This window comes from Antiquaquibacter metalliresistens (assembly GCF_029211225.1).
Lineage (GTDB): Bacteria > Actinomycetota > Actinomycetes > Actinomycetales > Microbacteriaceae > Rhodoglobus > Rhodoglobus metalliresistens.
Window position 1 is genome coordinate 110,567 of the sequence record NZ_JARGEM010000006.1, and the last position, 17,983, is coordinate 128,549.

17 protein-coding genes are annotated in these 17,983 nt (G+C 70.2%); all 17 read left to right on the forward strand.

The genetic code is table 11. The annotated features are described in order from the left end of the window. The first annotated feature begins 66 nt into the window (after window positions 1-66). The 17 genes from pyrR to PYV02_RS12125 all read left to right on the forward strand — a co-directional run bounded on the left by pyrR (window position 67) and on the right by PYV02_RS12125 (window position 17,951). Window positions 67-594 carry a bifunctional pyr operon transcriptional regulator/uracil phosphoribosyltransferase PyrR gene (gene pyrR / locus PYV02_RS12045; protein WP_275759279.1) on the forward strand — a complete coding sequence of 176 codons (528 nt, stop codon included), beginning with the start codon at window positions 67-69 and terminating at the stop codon, window positions 592-594. Next, window positions 591-1,601 (forward strand): aspartate carbamoyltransferase catalytic subunit, encoded by a 1,011-nt coding sequence (locus PYV02_RS12050; RefSeq protein WP_275759281.1) that lies wholly within the window; start codon window positions 591-593, stop codon window positions 1,599-1,601. Before pyrR ends, PYV02_RS12050 begins: the two co-directional genes overlap by 4 nt. Beyond that, window positions 1,598-2,896, forward strand: coding sequence for a dihydroorotase (locus tag PYV02_RS12055; protein WP_275759282.1), 1,299 nt, complete (start codon window positions 1,598-1,600; stop codon window positions 2,894-2,896). Before PYV02_RS12050 ends, PYV02_RS12055 begins: the two co-directional genes overlap by 4 nt. Further along, window positions 2,889-3,374, forward strand: coding sequence for a PH-like domain-containing protein (locus tag PYV02_RS12060; protein WP_275759283.1), 486 nt, complete (start codon window positions 2,889-2,891; stop codon window positions 3,372-3,374). The genes PYV02_RS12055 and PYV02_RS12060 overlap by 8 nt, the downstream gene beginning before the upstream one ends. Then, a complete protein-coding gene (gene carA / locus PYV02_RS12065) occupies window positions 3,371-4,504 on the forward strand; it encodes a glutamine-hydrolyzing carbamoyl-phosphate synthase small subunit (RefSeq protein WP_275759285.1) in 1,134 nt (377 codons plus the stop codon). Before PYV02_RS12060 ends, carA begins: the two co-directional genes overlap by 4 nt. Next, on the forward strand, window positions 4,497-7,805 hold the full coding sequence (carB, locus tag PYV02_RS12070; protein WP_275759286.1) for a carbamoyl-phosphate synthase large subunit: 3,309 nt from the start codon (window positions 4,497-4,499) through the stop codon (window positions 7,803-7,805). The genes carA and carB overlap by 8 nt, the downstream gene beginning before the upstream one ends. After that, entirely contained in the window at window positions 7,798-8,640 is an 843-nt protein-coding gene (gene pyrF / locus PYV02_RS12075) for an orotidine-5'-phosphate decarboxylase (protein WP_275759288.1), read from the forward strand. The genes carB and pyrF overlap by 8 nt, the downstream gene beginning before the upstream one ends. Continuing rightward, entirely contained in the window at window positions 8,637-9,548 is a 912-nt protein-coding gene (gene gmk, locus PYV02_RS12080; RefSeq protein WP_275759289.1) for a guanylate kinase, read from the forward strand. Before pyrF ends, gmk begins: the two co-directional genes overlap by 4 nt. A gap of 11 nt (window positions 9,549-9,559) precedes the next feature. Next, a complete protein-coding gene (rpoZ, locus tag PYV02_RS12085) occupies window positions 9,560-9,820 on the forward strand; it encodes a DNA-directed RNA polymerase subunit omega (RefSeq protein ID WP_275759290.1) in 261 nt (86 codons plus the stop codon). Between the two features lie 41 nt (window positions 9,821-9,861). After that, window positions 9,862-11,043: a bifunctional phosphopantothenoylcysteine decarboxylase/phosphopantothenate--cysteine ligase CoaBC gene (gene coaBC / locus PYV02_RS12090; protein WP_275759291.1), complete on the forward strand. Its 1,182-nt coding sequence runs from the start codon at window positions 9,862-9,864 to the stop codon at window positions 11,041-11,043. 45 nt (window positions 11,044-11,088) lie between these two features. Beyond that, window positions 11,089-12,285: a methionine adenosyltransferase gene (metK, locus tag PYV02_RS12095; RefSeq protein WP_275759292.1), complete on the forward strand. Its 1,197-nt coding sequence runs from the start codon at window positions 11,089-11,091 to the stop codon at window positions 12,283-12,285. 7 nt (window positions 12,286-12,292) lie between these two features. Then, window positions 12,293-14,254: a primosomal protein N' family DNA-binding protein gene (locus tag PYV02_RS12100; protein ID WP_275759293.1), complete on the forward strand. Its 1,962-nt coding sequence runs from the start codon at window positions 12,293-12,295 to the stop codon at window positions 14,252-14,254. Between the two features lie 30 nt (window positions 14,255-14,284). Further along, window positions 14,285-15,202: a methionyl-tRNA formyltransferase gene (gene fmt / locus PYV02_RS12105; RefSeq protein ID WP_275759295.1), complete on the forward strand. Its 918-nt coding sequence runs from the start codon at window positions 14,285-14,287 to the stop codon at window positions 15,200-15,202. After that, a complete protein-coding gene (locus tag PYV02_RS12110) occupies window positions 15,199-16,551 on the forward strand; it encodes an RsmB/NOP family class I SAM-dependent RNA methyltransferase (RefSeq protein ID WP_275759297.1) in 1,353 nt (450 codons plus the stop codon). The genes fmt and PYV02_RS12110 overlap by 4 nt, the downstream gene beginning before the upstream one ends. Continuing rightward, the gene (rpe, locus tag PYV02_RS12115; protein ID WP_275759299.1) at window positions 16,548-17,207 is read left to right on the forward strand and encodes a ribulose-phosphate 3-epimerase; all 660 of its coding nucleotides are present in this window, start codon (window positions 16,548-16,550) and stop codon (window positions 17,205-17,207) included. The genes PYV02_RS12110 and rpe overlap by 4 nt, the downstream gene beginning before the upstream one ends. A gap of 13 nt (window positions 17,208-17,220) precedes the next feature. Further along, window positions 17,221-17,595: an FKBP-type peptidyl-prolyl cis-trans isomerase gene (locus PYV02_RS12120; protein WP_275759300.1), complete on the forward strand. Its 375-nt coding sequence runs from the start codon at window positions 17,221-17,223 to the stop codon at window positions 17,593-17,595. Between the two features lie 92 nt (window positions 17,596-17,687). Next, window positions 17,688-17,951 carry a phosphoribosyl-ATP diphosphatase gene (locus PYV02_RS12125; protein WP_275759301.1) on the forward strand — a complete coding sequence of 88 codons (264 nt, stop codon included), beginning with the start codon at window positions 17,688-17,690 and terminating at the stop codon, window positions 17,949-17,951. Window positions 17,952-17,983 lie beyond the last annotated feature (32 nt).

Consider the following 17,983-nt stretch of genomic DNA (forward strand, 5'->3'; position numbering starts at 1 on the left):
TCGCGCTACACTAGTGACAACAGATTTCCTTTAAGTCCGTCCTGTGAGGCGGGGAAGGAGGTCAGGATGACTGCGCGCACCGTGCTGCAGGAAGCTGACATCGCCCGTGCGTTGACTCGGATCGCTCACGAGATCCTCGAGTCCAATCGTGGCTCCTCCGATCTGGTGCTGCTGGGCATTCCCACCCGCGGGGTGGTGCTGGCCAATCGCATCGCCGGCATCCTGGACTCGATCGAGCCCGGCACCGGCACCGTCGGCGCTCTGGACGTGACCATGTACCGCGACGATCTCGCGCATCAGCCGACGCGTGCGCCGAGTCCGACACAGATCCCTGCCGGTGGGGTCGACGGCAAGACCGTGGTGCTCGTCGACGACGTGCTCTACTCCGGTCGCACCATCCGTGCCGCCCTCGATGCCCTCAGCGACCTGGGACGCCCGCGCGCGGTGCGGCTGGCGGTGCTCGTGGACCGTGGCCACCGCGAGCTGCCGATCCGCGCGGACTTCGTCGGCAAGAATCTGCCGACCTCGGCCGCCGAGCGCATCAACGTCCGGCTCAGCGAGATCGACGGCGACGACGAGGTGACGATCGCATGAGGCACCTGCTGAGCACCCGTGACCTGACCCGTGACGAGGCGATCGCGATCCTCGACATCGCCGAGGACATGGCGGATGTCGCTGACCGCGAGGTCAAGAAGCTCCCCACCCTGCGCGGCCGCACCGTGGTCAACCTGTTCTTCGAGGATTCGACCCGAACCAGGGTCTCGTTCGAGGTCGCTGCCAAGCGGCTCTCCGCCGACGTCATCAACTTCGCCGCGAAGGGCTCGAGCGTCTCGAAGGGGGAGAGTCTCAAGGACACCGCGCAGACGCTGGCCGCGATGGGCGCCGATGCGGTGGTGATCCGGCACGGGGCCTCCGGTGCACCCGCGGTGCTCGCGGGCAGCGGCTGGATCGACGCGGGCATCGTGAATGCGGGCGACGGCACCCACGAGCATCCGACGCAGGCCCTGCTCGATGCGTTCACCATCCGGCGGCGACTGCACGGCGGTGCCTCGCGCGGCAGGGCCCTCGATGACGTGAGCGTGACGATCGTCGGTGACATTCTGCACTCCAGGGTCGCGCGCTCGAACGTGTGGTTGCTCACGACGCTCGGAGCCCATGTGCGCCTCGTCGCGCCCGCGACCCTGCTGCCGGTGCGCATGAAGGATTGGCCGGTGACGGTCTCCTACGACCTGGACGAGGCCGTGAACGCGGGGCCCGACGTGATCATGATGCTGCGCATCCAGTCCGAACGGATGAACGCCGCGTTCTTCCCGAACGCGCGGGAGTACAGCCGCCAGTGGGGTCTCGACGACGCACGGGCCGCGCGCCTGCCTGCGGCTAGCATGGTGATGCACCCCGGCCCCATGAATCGCGGCCTGGAGATCTCCGCGGGCGCGGCCGATTCGCCGCAGTCCACCGTGCTCGAGCAGGTCGCCAACGGGGTCTCGATAAGGATGGCTGTGCTGTATCACCTACTCGCAGGCGCGGTTGAGCTTGGCGGATCGCATCGCGATGCCGCGACGCCAGCGCCGAGCGAGCGTGCGAGCGAGGACGAGGCATGAGCCTGCGAATAGTGGGAGCCGCGCTGCCGGACGGCACGCGCACGGACCTGTTCGTGCGCGACGGTGTGTTCGTCGACGATCTCGGCACAGACGATCACCGCACCGTCGATGCGGAGGGCCTGCTCGCGCTGCCCGGCCTCGTCGACCTGCACACGCACCTGCGTGAGCCCGGCTTCGAGCAGAGCGAGACGGTGCTCACCGGTTCACGGGCCGCAGCATCCGGCGGCTTCACCGCGGTGTTCGCGATGGCCAACACCATGCCGGTGGCCGACACCGCCGGCGTCGTCGAGCAGGTGCAGTCGCTCGGGGATGCCGCTGGCTACGTGACGGTGCGTCCGATCGGTGCGGTCACCGTGGGGCTCGCGGGGGAGCGACTCGCCGAGATCGGTGCGATGGCGCAGTCCAGGGCCGCCGTGCGGGTGTTCTCCGACGACGGCCACTGCGTGCACGACCCGTTGCTGATGCGCCGTGCCCTCGAGTACGTGAAGACCTTCGGCGGCGTCGTCGCCCAGCACGCCCAGGAGCCGAGGCTCACGATCGGTGCGCAGATGAACGAGGGCGCGGTCTCCGGCGAGCTCGGGCTCGCCGGCTGGCCCGCCGTCGCCGAGGAGGCGATCATCGCGCGCGACGTGCTGCTCGCCCAGCATGTCGGCGCCCGGCTGCACGTGTGCCACGTGTCGACCGCGGGCAGCGTCGAGGTGATCCGCTGGGCCAAGGCCAGGGGCGTGGATGTCACCGCCGAGGTCACCCCCCACCACCTGCTGCTCACCGAGCAGCTCGTACGCAGCTACGACTCGCGCTTCAAGGTCAACCCGCCCCTGCGCCGGGACGAGGACGTCGTCGCCCTGCGGGAGGCCCTCGCCGACGGCACCATCGACATCGTGGCCACCGACCATGCGCCCCACCCGGCGGAGGCCAAGGAGTGCGCCTGGGACGAGGCGGCCAACGGCATGGTGGGACTGGAGTCCGCGCTGAGTGTCGTGCAGGCCTCGGTCGTCGACACCGGCCTGCTGACCTGGAGCGACGTGGCCCGGGTGCTCTCGATCGCGCCCGCCGAGATCGGCAGGCTCGACGGGTACGCCGCGCCGTTCGCCATCGGCTCCCCGGCGAACCTCACGCTCGTCGATCCCGCTGCACGGCGCGAGTTCGGTGTGGAGCACCTGCACGGTCGCAGCACGAACTCGCCGTACCTGGGGCGCACGCTCCCGGGCCGCATCGTTGCCACGATCCATGCCGGGCGGCCGACCGTGCTCGATGGCGCGCTGCTCGAACCGGAGGAGGTGCGCCGTGGATAGGTCGGTGCTGATGGGCCTCGTCGTGCTGTTCATGCTGGCACTGCTCGGCCTCATGGCCTGGGGTTGGTATGGGCGCCGCAAGCGTCAGCGCGATGTCGCCGCGCCCGTGCCTGTGCCTGTGGAGATCGGGGCGGTGCTCGCGCGGCTCGAGGGCAAGTACGTCGCGACCACGGAGGCCGGGGACCGGCTGGACCGGCTCGCGGTGCACGGCCTCGGCTTCCGAGGCGACGCCACGCTCACCGTGGCGGAGGGCGGCGTGCTCGTCGGCCTGTCCGAACGCGACGTGTGGATTCCGCTGGCGGATCTGCGCGGCATCCACCGTGCCACCTGGACCATCGACCGGGTGGTCGAGACCGACGGCCTCGAGGTGCTCGACTGGACGCTCGGTGAGCGACCGGTGGAGAGCGCATTCCGCATGCAGCAGCCCAAAGCCCTCGAAACGGCCGTAGCCCAACTACTCGAACGGAGGGCCGCGTGAGCCCCGAACCCGCCGTGCTCGTCCTGGAGGACGGCACGAGATACACCGGCAACGCCTACGGTGCGGTCGGTCGCACCCTCGGCGAGGTGGTTTTCGCCACCGGCATGACCGGCTACCAGGAGACCCTCACCGACCCGAGCTACGCCGGACAGATCGTCGTGATGACGGCGCCGCACATCGGCAACACCGGCGTCAACGACGAGGATCCCGAGTCGAGCCGCATCTGGGTGGCCGGCTACGTCGTGCGCGACCCCTCCCGCATCGTCTCCAACTATCGTGCCGACGGCTCGCTCGACGACCAGCTCGTGCGGGACGGCATCGTCGGCATCAGCGGCATCGACACGCGCGCCGTCACGCGGCGACTTCGCGATGCCGGGGCCATGCGCGGCGGCATCTTCTCGGGCGCGGATGCCGCACTCGGTCCCGATGCGCAGCTCGCCATCGTGCGCGAGGCCGCCGAGATGTCCGGCCAGAACCTCTCCAGCGAGGTCTCCACGCGCACGGAGTACGTCATCCCCGCGGTCGGCGAGAAGCTGGGCAACCTGGCGGTGCTCGACCTCGGCGTGAAGACTTCGACGCTCAACGCGCTCGCGCAGCGCGGCTTCGAGGTGCATGTGCTGCCGCAGTCCGTGACGCTCGAGCAGCTGCTGGCGATCCATCCCGTCGCCGCGTTCTTCTCGAACGGGCCGGGCGACCCCGCCGCCTCCGACCAGCATGTCGAGCTGCTGCAGGGCATCCTGCGAGAGCGCCTGCCGTTCTTCGGCATCTGCTTCGGCAATCAGCTGCTGGGCCGTGCACTCGGGTTCGGCACTTACAAGCTGCCGTTCGGCCACCGCGGCATCAACCAGCCGGTCGTGGATGTCGCGACCGGCCGCACCGAGATCACGAGCCACAACCACGGATTCGCCGTCGACGCCCCGATCGGGCAGGTCACCGACTCGCCCGCCGGCTTCGGTCGCGTCGAGGTCAGCCACGTCAACCTCAACGACGACGTCGTGGAGGGGCTGCGGGCCCTCGACATCCCGGCCTTCTCCGTGCAGTACCACCCCGAGGCGGCCGCAGGCCCCCACGACGCCAACTATCTGTTCGATCGCTTCCGCGATCTGGTGATTGAGAGCAAGCGTGCCTAAGCGCGATGACATCAACTCGGTCCTCGTGATCGGGTCCGGCCCGATCGTGATCGGTCAGGCCGCGGAGTTCGACTATTCGGGCACCCAGGCCTGCCGCGTGCTGCGCAGTGAGGGCGTGCGCGTCATCCTGGTCAACTCCAACCCGGCCACGATCATGACCGACCCCGACTTCGCCGATGCGACCTATATCGAGCCGATCACCTGGGAGGTGATCGAGTCGATCATCGCCAAGGAGCAGCCCGATGCGATCCTGCCGACCCTCGGCGGGCAGACGGCGCTGAACGCGGCGATCCAGCTGCACGAGCACGGCATCCTCGAGAAGTACGGCGTGGAGCTCATCGGTGCGAACTTCGAGGCGATCAACAAGGGCGAGGATCGCCAGCTCTTCAAGCAGCTGGTGATCGACGCGGGCGCGGATGTCGCCCGCAGCTTCATCGCCCACACCGTCGGCGAGGCCATCGATTTCGCCGAGGAGCTCGGCTATCCGCTCGTGATCCGCCCGAGTTTCACCATGGGCGGCCTCGGCTCCGGCTTCGCCTACGACCGCGACGAGCTGATCCGCATGGTCACCGACGGGCTGCACCAGTCGCCGACCACCGAGGTGCTGCTCGAGGAGTCCATCCTCGGGTGGAAGGAGTACGAGCTCGAGCTCATGCGCGACACCTCGGACAACACCGTGGTGGTGTGCTCGATCGAGAACGTCGACCCGGTGGGCGTGCACACGGGCGACTCGATCACCGTCGCTCCCGCGTTGACGCTGACCGACCGCGAGTACCAGAACCTGCGCGACATCGGCATCGACATCATCCGGGCCGTGGGCGTCGACACCGGCGGGTGCAACATCCAGTTCGCCGTCGACCCGGCCACCGGTCGCGTGATCGTCATCGAGATGAACCCCCGGGTGTCGCGTTCCAGTGCGCTGGCCTCGAAGGCGACCGGCTTCCCGATCGCGAAGATCGCGGCCATGCTCGCGATCGGCTACCGGCTCGACGAGATCCCGAACGACATCACCAAGGTGACGCCGGCATCCTTCGAACCCACGCTCGACTACGTCGTGGTCAAGGTGCCGCGGTTCGCCTTCGAGAAGTTCCCGATGGCCGACACGCGACTGACGACGACCATGAAGTCGGTCGGCGAGGCGATGGCGATCGGCCGCAACTACACGACGGCGCTGCAGAAGGCGCTGCGTTCGCTCGAGAAGCGGGGTTCGAGCTTCCACTGGCAGGGTGAGCCGGGCGACAAGGCGGCGCTGCTCCAGCTCGCGAGCGTGCCCACCGACGGCCGCATCGTCACGGTGCAGCAGGCGATGCGGGCCGGCGCGAGCATCGAGGAGGTCTTCGAGGCCACCAAGATCGATCCCTGGTTCATCGACCAGATCGCCCTCATCAACGAGGTCGCGCTCGAGATCGCCTCGTTCCACCTGCTCGACGAGCGGATGCTGCGCCTCGGCAAGGACCATGGCTTCAGCGACGCGCAGATCGCCCAGTTGCGCGGCATCGCGGAGCACGAGGTGCGCGCACTGCGCTGGCAGCTCGGCGTGCGCCCGGTCTACAAGACCGTCGACACCTGCGCGGGGGAGTTCCCGGCGCTCACGCCCTACCACTACTCGAGCTACGACAGCGAGACCGAGGTGCAGCCGTCGGATCGCCGCAAGGTCGTGATCCTCGGCTCCGGACCGAACCGCATCGGGCAGGGCATCGAGTTCGACTACTCGTGCGTGCACGCATCGTTCGCCCTCTCGGCCGCCGGGTTCGAGACGATCATGATCAACTGCAACCCCGAGACCGTATCCACCGACTACGACACGAGCGACCGGCTCTACTTCGAGCCGCTCACCCTCGAGGACGTGCTCGAGATCATCCACGCCGAGTCGCAGTCCGGCGAGCTCGTCGGCGTGATCGTGCAGCTCGGCGGGCAGACGGCCCTCGGGCTCGCTCAGGGCCTCAAGGACGCGGGCGTGCCGATCCTCGGCACAACGCCGGAGGCCATCGACCTCGCCGAGGAGCGCGGTCTGTTCTCCGCGATCCTCGCCGACGCCGGCCTGCAGTCTCCGAAGAACGGCACGGCGACGGATGCCCCGTCCGCCGTCGTCGTCGCCGAGTCGATCGGCTACCCCGTGCTGGTGCGCCCGAGCTACGTGCTCGGCGGACGCGGCATGGAGATCGTCTACGACACTCCGAGCCTCGAGGACTACTTCGACCGCGTGCGGGAGCAGGCCATCATCGGACCCGGCTCGCCGCTGCTCGTCGACCGCTTCCTCGACGACGCCGTGGAGATCGACATCGACGCGCTCTACGACGGCACCGAGCTGTATGTCGGCGGCATCATGGAGCACATCGAGGAGGCGGGCATCCACTCCGGCGACTCCGCGTGCACGCTGCCGCCCGTGACACTCGGGCGCGACATCCTGCACCGCGTCGTCGAGGCGACCGAGGCGATCGCTCGCGGCATCGGCGTGCGTGGACTCATCAACGTGCAGTTCGCGATCGGCCAGGGCATCCTCTACGTGCTCGAGGCGAATCCTCGGGCTTCGCGCACGGTGCCGTTCGTGTCGAAGGCGCTCGGCATCCCGCTCGCGAAGGCGGCGTCGCTCGTGATGGTGGGCCGCAGCATCCGCTCGCTCGTGGATGACGGACTGCTGCCCGAGCAGGACGGTTCGCGGGTGCCGATGGACTCGCCGGTCGCCGTGAAGGAGGCGGTGCTGCCGTTCAACCGCTTCCGCACCGCCGAGGGGCAGGTCGTGGACTCGGTGCTCGGGCCGGAGATGCGCTCCACCGGCGAGGTGATGGGCATCGACTCGAACTTCCCGAAGGCCTTCGCGAAGAGCCAGGAGGCCGCGTACGGCGGCCTGCCCTCGAGCGGTTCGGTGTTCGTCTCCGTCGCCGACCGTGACAAGCGCGCGATCGTGCTGCCCGTGATGCGGCTGAGTCAGCTGGGCTTCACGATCCTCGCGACCGAGGGCACGGCAGAGGTGCTCGCCCGCTATGGGATCGCGGCCCGGGTGGTGCGCAAGTACTTCATGGGCCAGGCGGTCGTCGAGGGCGAGCCCTCGATCGTCGAGCTCATCAACCAGGGCGAAGTGGATGTCGTCATCAACACCCCGAGCGGCCGCAGCGCCCGCGCCGACGGCTACGAGATCCGCATGGCCACCGTCGCCGCCGACAAGCCGCTGTTCACGACGATCGCCCAGCTCGGCGCCGCCGTGGCCTCGATCGAGTCGATCCGCGAGGGCTTCACGGTGCGCTCCCTGCAGGACTACGCGCGCGATCGCGCCGCGGCGCTGGCGGACTCGCGTGCCTGATTTCGGCGCGCGCCTGGATGCCGCCTTCGATGCTCGGGGGCAGCTGTGTCTCGGGCTCGACGCGCACGCGTTCCTGCTCGAGGCGTGGGGGCTGCCCGACAGCGCGGCGGGCGCACGAGAGTTCGGACTGCGCGCGGTGGAGGCCGCCGTCGGCGTGGTCGGCATCGTCAAACCGCAGATCGCGTTCTTCGAGCGTCATGGCGCGGCCGGGTATGCGGCCCTCGAGGCGGTCATCGCCTCGGCACGCGCGGCCGGTCTGTTGGTGATCGCCGACGTCAAGCGTGGCGACATCGGATCGACGATCGACGCCTACGGGGCGGCGTGGCTCACGCCGGGGTCGCCGTTCGAGGTCGACGCGATGACGCTCGTGGCCTACCAGGGCGTCGGATCGATCGCCGGCCCGATCGACCTCGCCCGGCGCACCGGCAAGGGCGTCTTCGTTCTGGCCGCCACCTCGAACCCGGAGGCGCGTGCGCTGCAGACGGCGGTGCTGGCCGAGGGTCCCTACGCCGGTGCAACGGTGGCCGGCGGTATCGTCGGAGAGGTGGACGAGCTCAACTCCGGCGAGGGTCTCGGGTCGGTCGGTGTCGTGCTCGGCGCGACCGTGGACCTCGCCGACTACCGCATCGAGCCCGGTGTACTCTCCCGCACCCCGATTCTCGCGCCCGGCTTCGGAGAGCAGGGCGCGCAGTTGACGGACCTGCCACGGCTCTACGGCGCGGCGGCGGTGAACGTGGTGGCCAACATCGGACGCGCCGTGCTGCGGGACGGGCCGGCCAGGGTCAGGCCCGAACTCCAGCGCCACGTCGATACGCTGCGGAACGCGTCGGCATGAGTCCGCGACCGGACCCGCCCGAGGTCGACCGCGCCGCTGCAAGCCGCGCGGCGATCGCGGCACGCCGCGCCCGCGCCGCGGTGAAGGCCGCGATCGCGAGCCGAACCAGGACGGCGCTGGATGTCGCGCAGGTCGCGTGGGAGCATCCCGACAGCGTCGAGGCCGGCCTGCGCGTGCGCGAGATGCTGGCGAGCATGCCCTCGCTCGGCCCCACCAGAACCGAGCGCGTGATGAGCCGACTGGAGATCTCCCCGCGCAAGCGCGTCGGCGGCCTCGGCGCGCGCCAACGCGAGCGTCTGGGCGAGTGGCTGCGGTCGCGCGTCGGCGGTTCGCACCGGCTGGTCGTGCTGGCTGGGCCCACCGCCGTCGGCAAGGGCAGCGTCTCGGCCTACATCCGCGAGCACTATCCCGATGTGCTGCTGAGCGTCTCGGCGACGACGCGCGCGCCGCGGCCCGGGGAGATCGACGGCGTGCACTACTGGTTCGTCTCGGATCAGGAGTTCGACCGACGCATCGCGGCGGGGGAGCTGCTCGAATGGGCGGTCGTGCACAACTCCTATCGCTACGGCACGCCACGGCCCCCGATCGAGCAGGCGCTCGCCGCCGGTCGACGCGTGCTGCTGGAGATCGACCTGCAGGGTGCCCGGCAGGTGCGCGCGGCGATGCCGGAGGCGCTGCTGGTGTTCCTGCTGCCGCCGAGCTGGGAGGAACTCGTGCGCCGTCTCACCGGCCGCGGCACCGAATCGGCCGAGGAACAGGCCCGCCGACTCGACACCGCACGGGTCGAACTCGCCGCCCAGGACGAGTTCGATGTGCGTGTCGTCAACAACGACGTCGGCGAAGCGGCACGCGAAGTCGTAGAATTGATGGATGCGCCGTTTCGCGCGACCACTTCTTCCCAAGCCTGAGGAGCTCCACCATGGTTGACAAGCACTCCGGGATCATCGATCCTCCCATCGACGAGTTGCTCTCGAAGGTCGACTCCAAGTACCAGCTCGTGATCTTCGCGTCCAAGCGTGCGCGCCAGATCAACGACTACTACGCGGATCTGCACGAGGGCTCGCTGTTCGACAATGTCGGCCCGCTGGTGGACTCGACGATCGACGACAAGCCGCTCTCGGTGGCGCTGCACGAGATCAACGAGGACAAGCTCGAACTCAAGCGTCTGAGCTCCGAGTAGCGCCAACCACCGCATCGGGTGTCGAGTCCGTCGGGACGCGCATGAACATCGTCGTCGGTATCACGGGCGGTATCGCGGCCTACAAGGCCGTGAACGTGGTGCGTGCGTTCGTGCTCGCAGGCCACGACGTGCACGTCGTCGCGACGCCGAACGCGCTGCGCTTCGTCGGTCGTCCCACCCTGGAGGCGATCAGTCGCAACCTCGTGCACGACGATCTGTACGAGGGCGTCGCCGAGGTGCGGCACGTGGCGATCGGGCAGGCCGCCGACCTCATCGTGGTGGCACCGGCGACGGCGAACACGATCGCCAAACTCGCTGGGGGGTTCGCCGACGATCTGCTCGGCAACACGATCCTCGCGAGCACCGCGCCGTTGGTGATCGCTCCGGCGATGCACACCGAGATGTGGCAGAACCCCGCGACCGTTGCGAACATCGCGACGCTCCGCTCCCGGGGCGTGACGATCGTCGGTCCGGCGACCGGCCAGCTCACGGGCAAGGATGCCGGACCCGGCCGCATGGCCGAACCGGACGTGATCGTGGCCGAGGCGCTCGCAATCGTTGGTCCTCGCGATCTGGCGGGCAGGCGCATCCTGGTCACGGCCGGAGGCACTCGGGAACCGCTCGACCCGGTGCGCTTCATCGGCAACCGTTCCAGCGGACGACAGGGCGTCGCGATCGCGACCGCCGCGGCCGCGCGCGGCGCCGACGTCACGCTCGTGGTCGCCAATCTCGAGGTCGACACCCCCGTGGGCATGGCGGTGCAGCATGTCGGCTCCACGCTCGAACTCGCCGAGGCCGTCGCGGCCGCGGCACCGGCGGCGGACGTCGTGATCATGGCCGCCGCCGTCGCGGACTACCGTCCCGAGTCCGTGGCCGAGGGCAAGATCAAGAAGGAGACGCAGGGGGAGCGTCTCGACCTGCGCCTGATCAAGAATCCGGACATTCTCAAGGCCGTCGCCGAACGGCGCTCGCCCGGGCAGGTCATCGTCGGCTTCGCGGCCGAGACCGAGCCGGATGACGCGGCACTGCTCGAACTCGCACGCGCCAAGATCGCCCGCAAGGGCGCCGATCTGCTGGTCGTCAACAGGGTGGGCTGGAACGAGGGTTTCGCCACCGCCGACAACGCCGTGACCGTCATCGATCGTCATGGCAGCATCGTGATCGAAGCCAGTGGCAGCAAGCGGTCGGTCGCCGACCGTATTCTTGACGTGCTGTCCGACTGAGTCGGCCTCTTTCTGTCACGAACGACGATCCTGGAGCCAAGCCGTATGAGCACCCCCCTGCGCCTCTTCACATCCGAATCCGTCACCGAGGGGCACCCGGACAAGATCTGCGATCAGATCTCGGACAGCATCCTCGACGCGATGCTCGAACAAGACCCCCAGGCGCGGGTGGCGGTTGAAACCCTCGTGACCACCGGCCTCGTGCACGTCGCGGGTGAGGTGACGACCTCCAGCTACGTCGACATCCCGTCGATCGTGCGCCAGCGCATCACCGACATCGGCTACACCTCGTCCGACGTCTGGTTCGACGGTCGCTCCTGCGGTGTGAGCATCTCGATCGGCGGGCAGTCGCCCGACATCGCGCAGGGCGTCGATTCCGCAATCGAGACCCGCGAGGGCACGAGCGAGGATGCCGGCGACCAGCAGGGCGCGGGCGACCAGGGCATCATGTTCGGCTACGCCACCACGGAGACCGCCGAGCTCATGCCGATGCCGATCTGGCTCGCGCACCGGATGGCGGAGCGGCTCGCCGAGGTGCGGCACGCGGGCGAAGTGGACTACCTCCGCCCCGACGGCAAGACCCAGGTGACCATCGGATACGAGGGTGCCGTGCCCCGATCCGTCGACACTGTCGTGCTCTCCACGCAGCACTCCACGTCGGTGAGCAACGAGCAGCTGCGGGCCGAGGTCGAAGAGCTCGTGATCCGCCCCGTGCTCGCGCGCACCGACCTCGACACGAGCGACCTCAAGGTGCTCATCAACCCGACCGGGCGTTTCGAGATCGGTGGCCCTCAGGGCGATGCGGGACTGACGGGACGCAAGATCATCGTCGACACCTATGGCGGGGCATCCCGTCACGGCGGCGGCGCCTTCAGCGGCAAGGACCCGTCGAAGGTCGACCGCTCCGCCGCCTACGCCATGCGCTGGGTCGCGAAGAACGCGGTGGCCGCGGGGTTGGCAGACCGCCTCGAGGTGCAAGTGGCTTACGCGATCGGCAAGGCGGCGCCGGTCGGCCTCTATGTCGAGACCTTCGGCACCGCGCACGTGCCCGAGGAGACCATCATCGGCGCGATCCGCGAGGTGTTCGACCTGCGGCCCGGTGCGATCATCCGCGACCTCGACCTCCTGCGTCCGATCTACGCGAAGACCGCCACCTACGGGCACTTCGGTCGTGAGCTCCCGGACTTCACCTGGGAGCGCCGCGACCGGGTCGACGCATTGCGCGCCGCAGTCGGACTGTAGGAGCGCCGTGGCATCCGTCGCCCGGGTGCTCGTGGACTCGCCCCTGCCGCAACTCGACCGTCTGTTCGACTATGCGATCCCGGACGCGCTGCGCGAGGCAGCGCGGCCGGGTGTGCGGGTGCGGGTGCCATTGCGCTCAGCGGGCCGGATCGCCGACGGCTACATCGTCGAGCTCGCTGAGCCGAGCGCGGACTTCCACGGCACGCTGAGCGAGCTGGATGCGGTGGTCTCGTCGATCCCGGTGCTCACGCCCGAGGTCTGGGCGCTCGCCCGCAAGGCCGCGGATCGCGCCGCCGGCTCGGCGAGCGACATCGTGCGGCTGGCGGTGCCGTCGCGCCAGGTGCGGGTGGAGAAGGCATACCTGGCGAGCACCGAGAACGAGCCGTTCACGGTGGTGCCCGCGCCGCCGATCGCCGGCTACGGCGCCGGGGTGATCGAGGGCGTGGTCGCCGGGGCCGAACGGGCGGCCGTGGATGCGGTCCCGCTCGTGCAGCAGGTCGCCGGCGGCGCCTGGGTGGGAGCGTGGGCGGTCACGATGGCGGCGGCCGCGGCATCCGCGGTCTCAGCCGGACGCAGTGCGATTCTCGTGGTGCCGGACTATCGCGACCAGGAGCAACTGCAGGCGGCGCTGAGCGCGGTGCTGCCCGCGGAGGCGATCGTGCACCTCGATGCGCGGCAGTCGAACCCCGATCGGTACCGCGCGTTCCTGCGCTGCCTGGGGGATGCCCCGCTCGCGATCGTCGGCAACCGCTCGGTGGTCTACGCCCCTGCCGCGAACCTCGGCCTCATCGCGCTGTGGGATGACGGCGATCCGCTGCACAGCGAACCGCTCGCGCCCTACGTGCACAGCCGCGATGCCGCACTGCTGCGCCAGGAGCAGGCCGGGTGCGCGCTGCTCTTCCTCGGGCACTCCCGCAGCACCGAGGTCGAGCGGCTCGTGGAGATCGGCTGGTTGCGGTCGATCGCTCCGGTGCCGCGGGTGCTGCCGAAGGTCGTGCCGACCGCGCAGCAGGCCGGGGGAGACCGCCTCGCGGCGCAAGCGCGCATCCCGTCGTCGGCGTGGCAGACGGCGCGCGCGGCGCTCGAACACGGGCCGGTGCTCGTGCAGGTCGCGCGTCCCGGCTACGCACCTCGGCTCGCCTGCGCCGACTGCGACCAGACCGCCCGGTGCGCGCGCTGCGAGGGACCATTGACGCAGAAGTCCGCGCGGGCGCAGCCCTCATGCGCGTGGTGCGGAGCCCTCGCGGTGGATTGGCGCTGCAGTAATTGCGAAGGAACGCGGTTGCGCTTCGTGGGCACCGGAGCCACCCGCACCGCCGAAGACCTCGGCCGCGCCTTCCCCGGCGTGCGGGTGATCATCGCCGACGGGGAGCGGCCCGTCCTCTCGGTCGGCGCGGAGCCAGCGCTCGTGATCGCCACCCGCGGCGCGGAGCCGATCGCCGCCGGCGGCTATCGCGCCGTGCTGCTGCTCGACGGCGAGCGCATGGTCGCCCGCGAGAGCCTCAGGGTCGGTGAGGACTGCCTGCGCTGGTGGTCGAACGCGATCGCCCTCGCCGCACCCCGCGCCACGACCGTGCTCGTGGGGGTCGGCGGTGCGCTCGCCTCCGCACTCGTGACCTGGAACCACGCGGAGTACGCCCGCAACGAGCTCGCCGACCGGCGTCGGCTTCGCTTTCCGCCCGCCGTACGCGTGGCGACCCTCACCGGCACGCTCGAATCGGTCGCCCGCGCCGTCGCCGCGACCTCGGTGCCCGAGTCGGACGTGCTCGGTCCCGTCGACATCGGCGACTCCACCGTGCGCACGATCCTGCGCTTCGACTACGGCCACGGCCCGGAGATCGCCGCCGACCTTCGCGCCGAGGTGATCCGCGCTGCGACGTCGCGCCGCCGCGCTCCCGGCCAGCGCGGGCCGAGCGCGCCGACGCTGCGCACGCGGCTCGACGACGTGGAGCCGTTCCTCGAGTCCTGAGTGCGACCCGCGGCGGGGGAGAATAGTCGGATGACCGCCCTCCGCCTCGTCTTCGCCGGCAGCCCAGCGGCGGCGGTTCCCAGCCTCCGCGTCCTCGCCGCGAGCGGACACGCTATCGCCGCGGTGATCACCCGCACGGACTCCCCGCAGGGCCGCCGCGGCGTGCTCACCCCGACGCCCGTGGCCGAGGTCGCCGAGGCCCTCGGCATCCCGACGATCAAGGCCAACCGCTTGGCGGGGGATGCCACCGACGCCGTCACCGCGCTGCAACCCGATCTCGGGGTGATCGTCGCGTACGGCGGCCTCGTGCGCGAGCCCCTGCTGTCCACCCCGCGCCTGGGCTGGATCAACCTGCACTTCTCGCTGCTGCCACGGTGGCGGGGTGCCGCACCCGTGCAGCGCGCGATCATGGCCGGCGACGAGCAGACCGGAGCGACCGTGTTCCAGCTCGTCGAGGAGCTCGACGCGGGCGACGTCTACGGTCGCATCGCCGAGCCCATCGGGCGGTTGCAGACCGCGGGCGGCCTGCTCGGTGAGCTCGCGGCATCCGGCGCCGAGCTCTTGCTCAAGGTCGTGGATGCCCTCGCCGACGGCACCGCGAAGGCCGAGCCGCAGCGCGGCGAGGTGACCCTCGCGCCCAAGCTGAGCCTCGCCGACGGCGAGATCGACTGGAACCAGCCGGCCGAGCGCGTGCACGACCTCATCCGCGGGGTCACCCCGGAGCCGGGCGCGTTCACGGACGCCGACGGCGCGCGACTCAAGGTGCTCGCGGCGGCGATCGCCAGGGATGCGCCGCCGCTGGACCCGGGCATGTTCGCGCTCGTCGGCAAGCGCGTGCTCGCGGGCACGACGACGCATCCGATCGAGCTCATCCAGGTGCATCCGGCCGGGCGCAAGGCGATGGATGCCGCCAGCTGGTGGCGCGGACGACCGGCGGTCGCCCAGTGAGCGTGCAGCCCGCGCGCCGGATCGCCCTCGACGTGATCCTCGCGGTGCGCGACTCGGATGCCTATGCCAATCTGCTGCTGCCGGTGCGGCTCGGCAGGGCGAAGCTCTCGGACGCCGACGCGGGGCTCGCTACGGAGCTCACCTACGGCACGCTGCGCATGCAGGGCTACTACGACCGCGTGATCGCGCTGGCCGCGAACCGGCCCGTCGAGCAGATCGATGCGCCCGTGCTCGACGTGCTGCGCCTGGCGTGCCACCAGATCCTCTCGATGCGCATTCCCGCGCACGCCGCCGTCGACGAGTCGGTCGAGCTCGTGCGTTCGGTCGCCTCGCGCTCCGCGGTCGGGTTCGCCAACGGGGTGCTGCGCACGATCACCCGCACCGATGCCGACACGTGGCGTGAACGGGTGCTCGCGACGGCGGGCTCCGGCGAGGAGCGCCTCGCGATCGAGTACTCGCACCCCCTGTGGGTCACGCGCGCTTTCCGCCAGGTGCTCGTCGCTGAGGGCCGGGAGGCCGAGCTCGAGCCGCTGCTGGTCGCCGACAACGTCGCCCCGCGCGTGAGCCTCACCGCCCTGCCCGGCTTCGCCGCGCCGGAGGGCTACACCACCGAGTTCTCGCCCGTGGGCATGGTGCTCGACGGCGGCGACCCGCTGCGCATCCCGGGCGTACGCGAGGGCCGCGTGCGGGTGCAAGACGAGGGTTCCGCCCTCGCGGCCCTCGCGCTCAGCCGCGCGCGGCCGATCGTGCCGGGGGAGCGCTGGCTCGACCTGTGTGCCGGCCCGGGAGGCAAGGCCGCGCTGCTGGCCGCGGAGGCCGCGATCGGCGGCGCCACGCTGACCGCCAATGAACTCGTCCCCGCCCGCGCCGAGCTCGTGCGCAAGGCCCTCGCGGTGTTCGACGCCCCGCCCGAGGTGCTCGAGAGCGACGGCACGACGATCGGCGAGCGGTTCCCGGCGGCGTTCGACCGCATCCTGCTCGACGCCCCCTGCACCGGACTCGGCGCGCTGCGTCGCCGCCCCGAGGCGCGCTGGCGCAAGCAGCCGAGCGACGTCGCGGGGCTCGGCGCGCTCCAGGCGAAGCTGCTGGGCTCCGCCCTCGATGCGCTCAAACCCGGGGGAGTGCTCGCCTACGTCACGTGCTCGCCGCACGCCGCCGAGACGAAGGCGATCGTGGCATCCACGCTGCGCACCCGCACCGATGTCGAGCGGCTCGACACGCCCGCGGTGCTGCAGTCGATCGTGAAGACGCCGCTCGACCTGCCCGAGGCCAGCCACGTGCAGTTGTGGCCGCACCGCCACGGCACCGACGCGATGTTCATCCAGCTGCTGACTAAGGTCGAGGCATGACGGTGCGCATCAACCCCAGCATCCTGGCCGCGGACTTCGTCAACCTCGAGCGCGAGCTGGGTCGCATCGCGACCGCCGACCTCGTGCACGTCGACGTGATGGACAACCACTTCGTGCCGAACCTGACGTTCGGCCCGCAGATGGTCGGTCGCATCCAGGATGTCTCGGCCATCCCGCTCGACGTGCACCTCATGATCGACGACCCCGCCCGCTGGGCGCCGGGTTACGCCGAGCTCGGCGCCTACTCCGTGACCTTCCACGCGGAGGCGACGGATGACCCGGCCGCCGTCGCCCGCACCCTGCGCGCCATCGGGGCCCGCGCCGGCCTTGCCCTCAAGCCCGGCACCCCCGTGGAGCCCTACCTCGAGCTGCTGCCCGAGTTCGACCAGGTGCTCGTCATGACGGTCGAACCCGGCTTCGGCGGTCAGAAGTTCATGGCCGAGACGATGCCCAAGCTCGCGCTCTTGCGCGCGGCCGTCGGTGACCGCGACCTCTGGCTGCAGGTCGATGGCGGCATCGACGAGCGCACGATCGTGATCGCGGCCGAGGCGGGGGCCGACACCTTCGTGGCAGGATCGGCGGTGTTCCGCGCCGACGATCCTGCCGTGCAGATCGAGCGACTGCGCGCGGTCGCGACCGAGCATTCGCATCTCTGATTGACTGGTACGCATGACTGATTCACCCAAGACCAAGCCCGAGATCGACTTCTTCGAGGGTCCCGCCCCGACCGAGCTCGTCATCCGTGACATCGAGGTCGGCACCGGTGCCGAGGCCAAGCCGGGCGACACGGTCGAGGTGCACTATGTGGGCGTCGACTTCGAGACCGGCGAGGAGTTCGACTCCTCGTGGGGCCGCGGCGAGTCGATCGCGTTCCCGCTCGCGGGCCTCATCAAGGGCTGGCAGGATGGCATCCCCGGCATGAAGGTCGGCGGCCGTCGCGAGCTCATCTGCCCGCCCGCGCTCGCCTACGGTCCCGCCGGCGGTGGGCACCGCCTCTCCGGTCGCACGCTCACCTTCGTGATCGACCTGCTCGACGTCAAGTAGTTCACGTCGTCGAGCGACGTCGAGACCGTGAACTCGACGTCGCTCGGCCGCCGTGACGTCGGCGGCCCTCGATCACCGGTACCGTTGTACCCGTGAAGACCTTCGACGATCTCTTCGCTGAGTTGAGCGAGAAGGCCGTGACGCGCCCAGAGGGCTCGGCCACCGTCGCCGAGCTCGACTCCGGCGTGCACGGCATCGGCAAGAAGATCGTTGAAGAGGCCGCCGAGGTGTGGATGGCGGCCGAGTACCAGTCCGACGAGGAGACCGCTGCCGAGATCTCGCAGCTGATCTACCACCTTCAGGTGCTCATGGTCGCGAAGGGGCTGACCCCCACGGATGTCTGGCGACATCTCTAGAGAGACGTCGCCCATCCCACTTCGACCTGAGA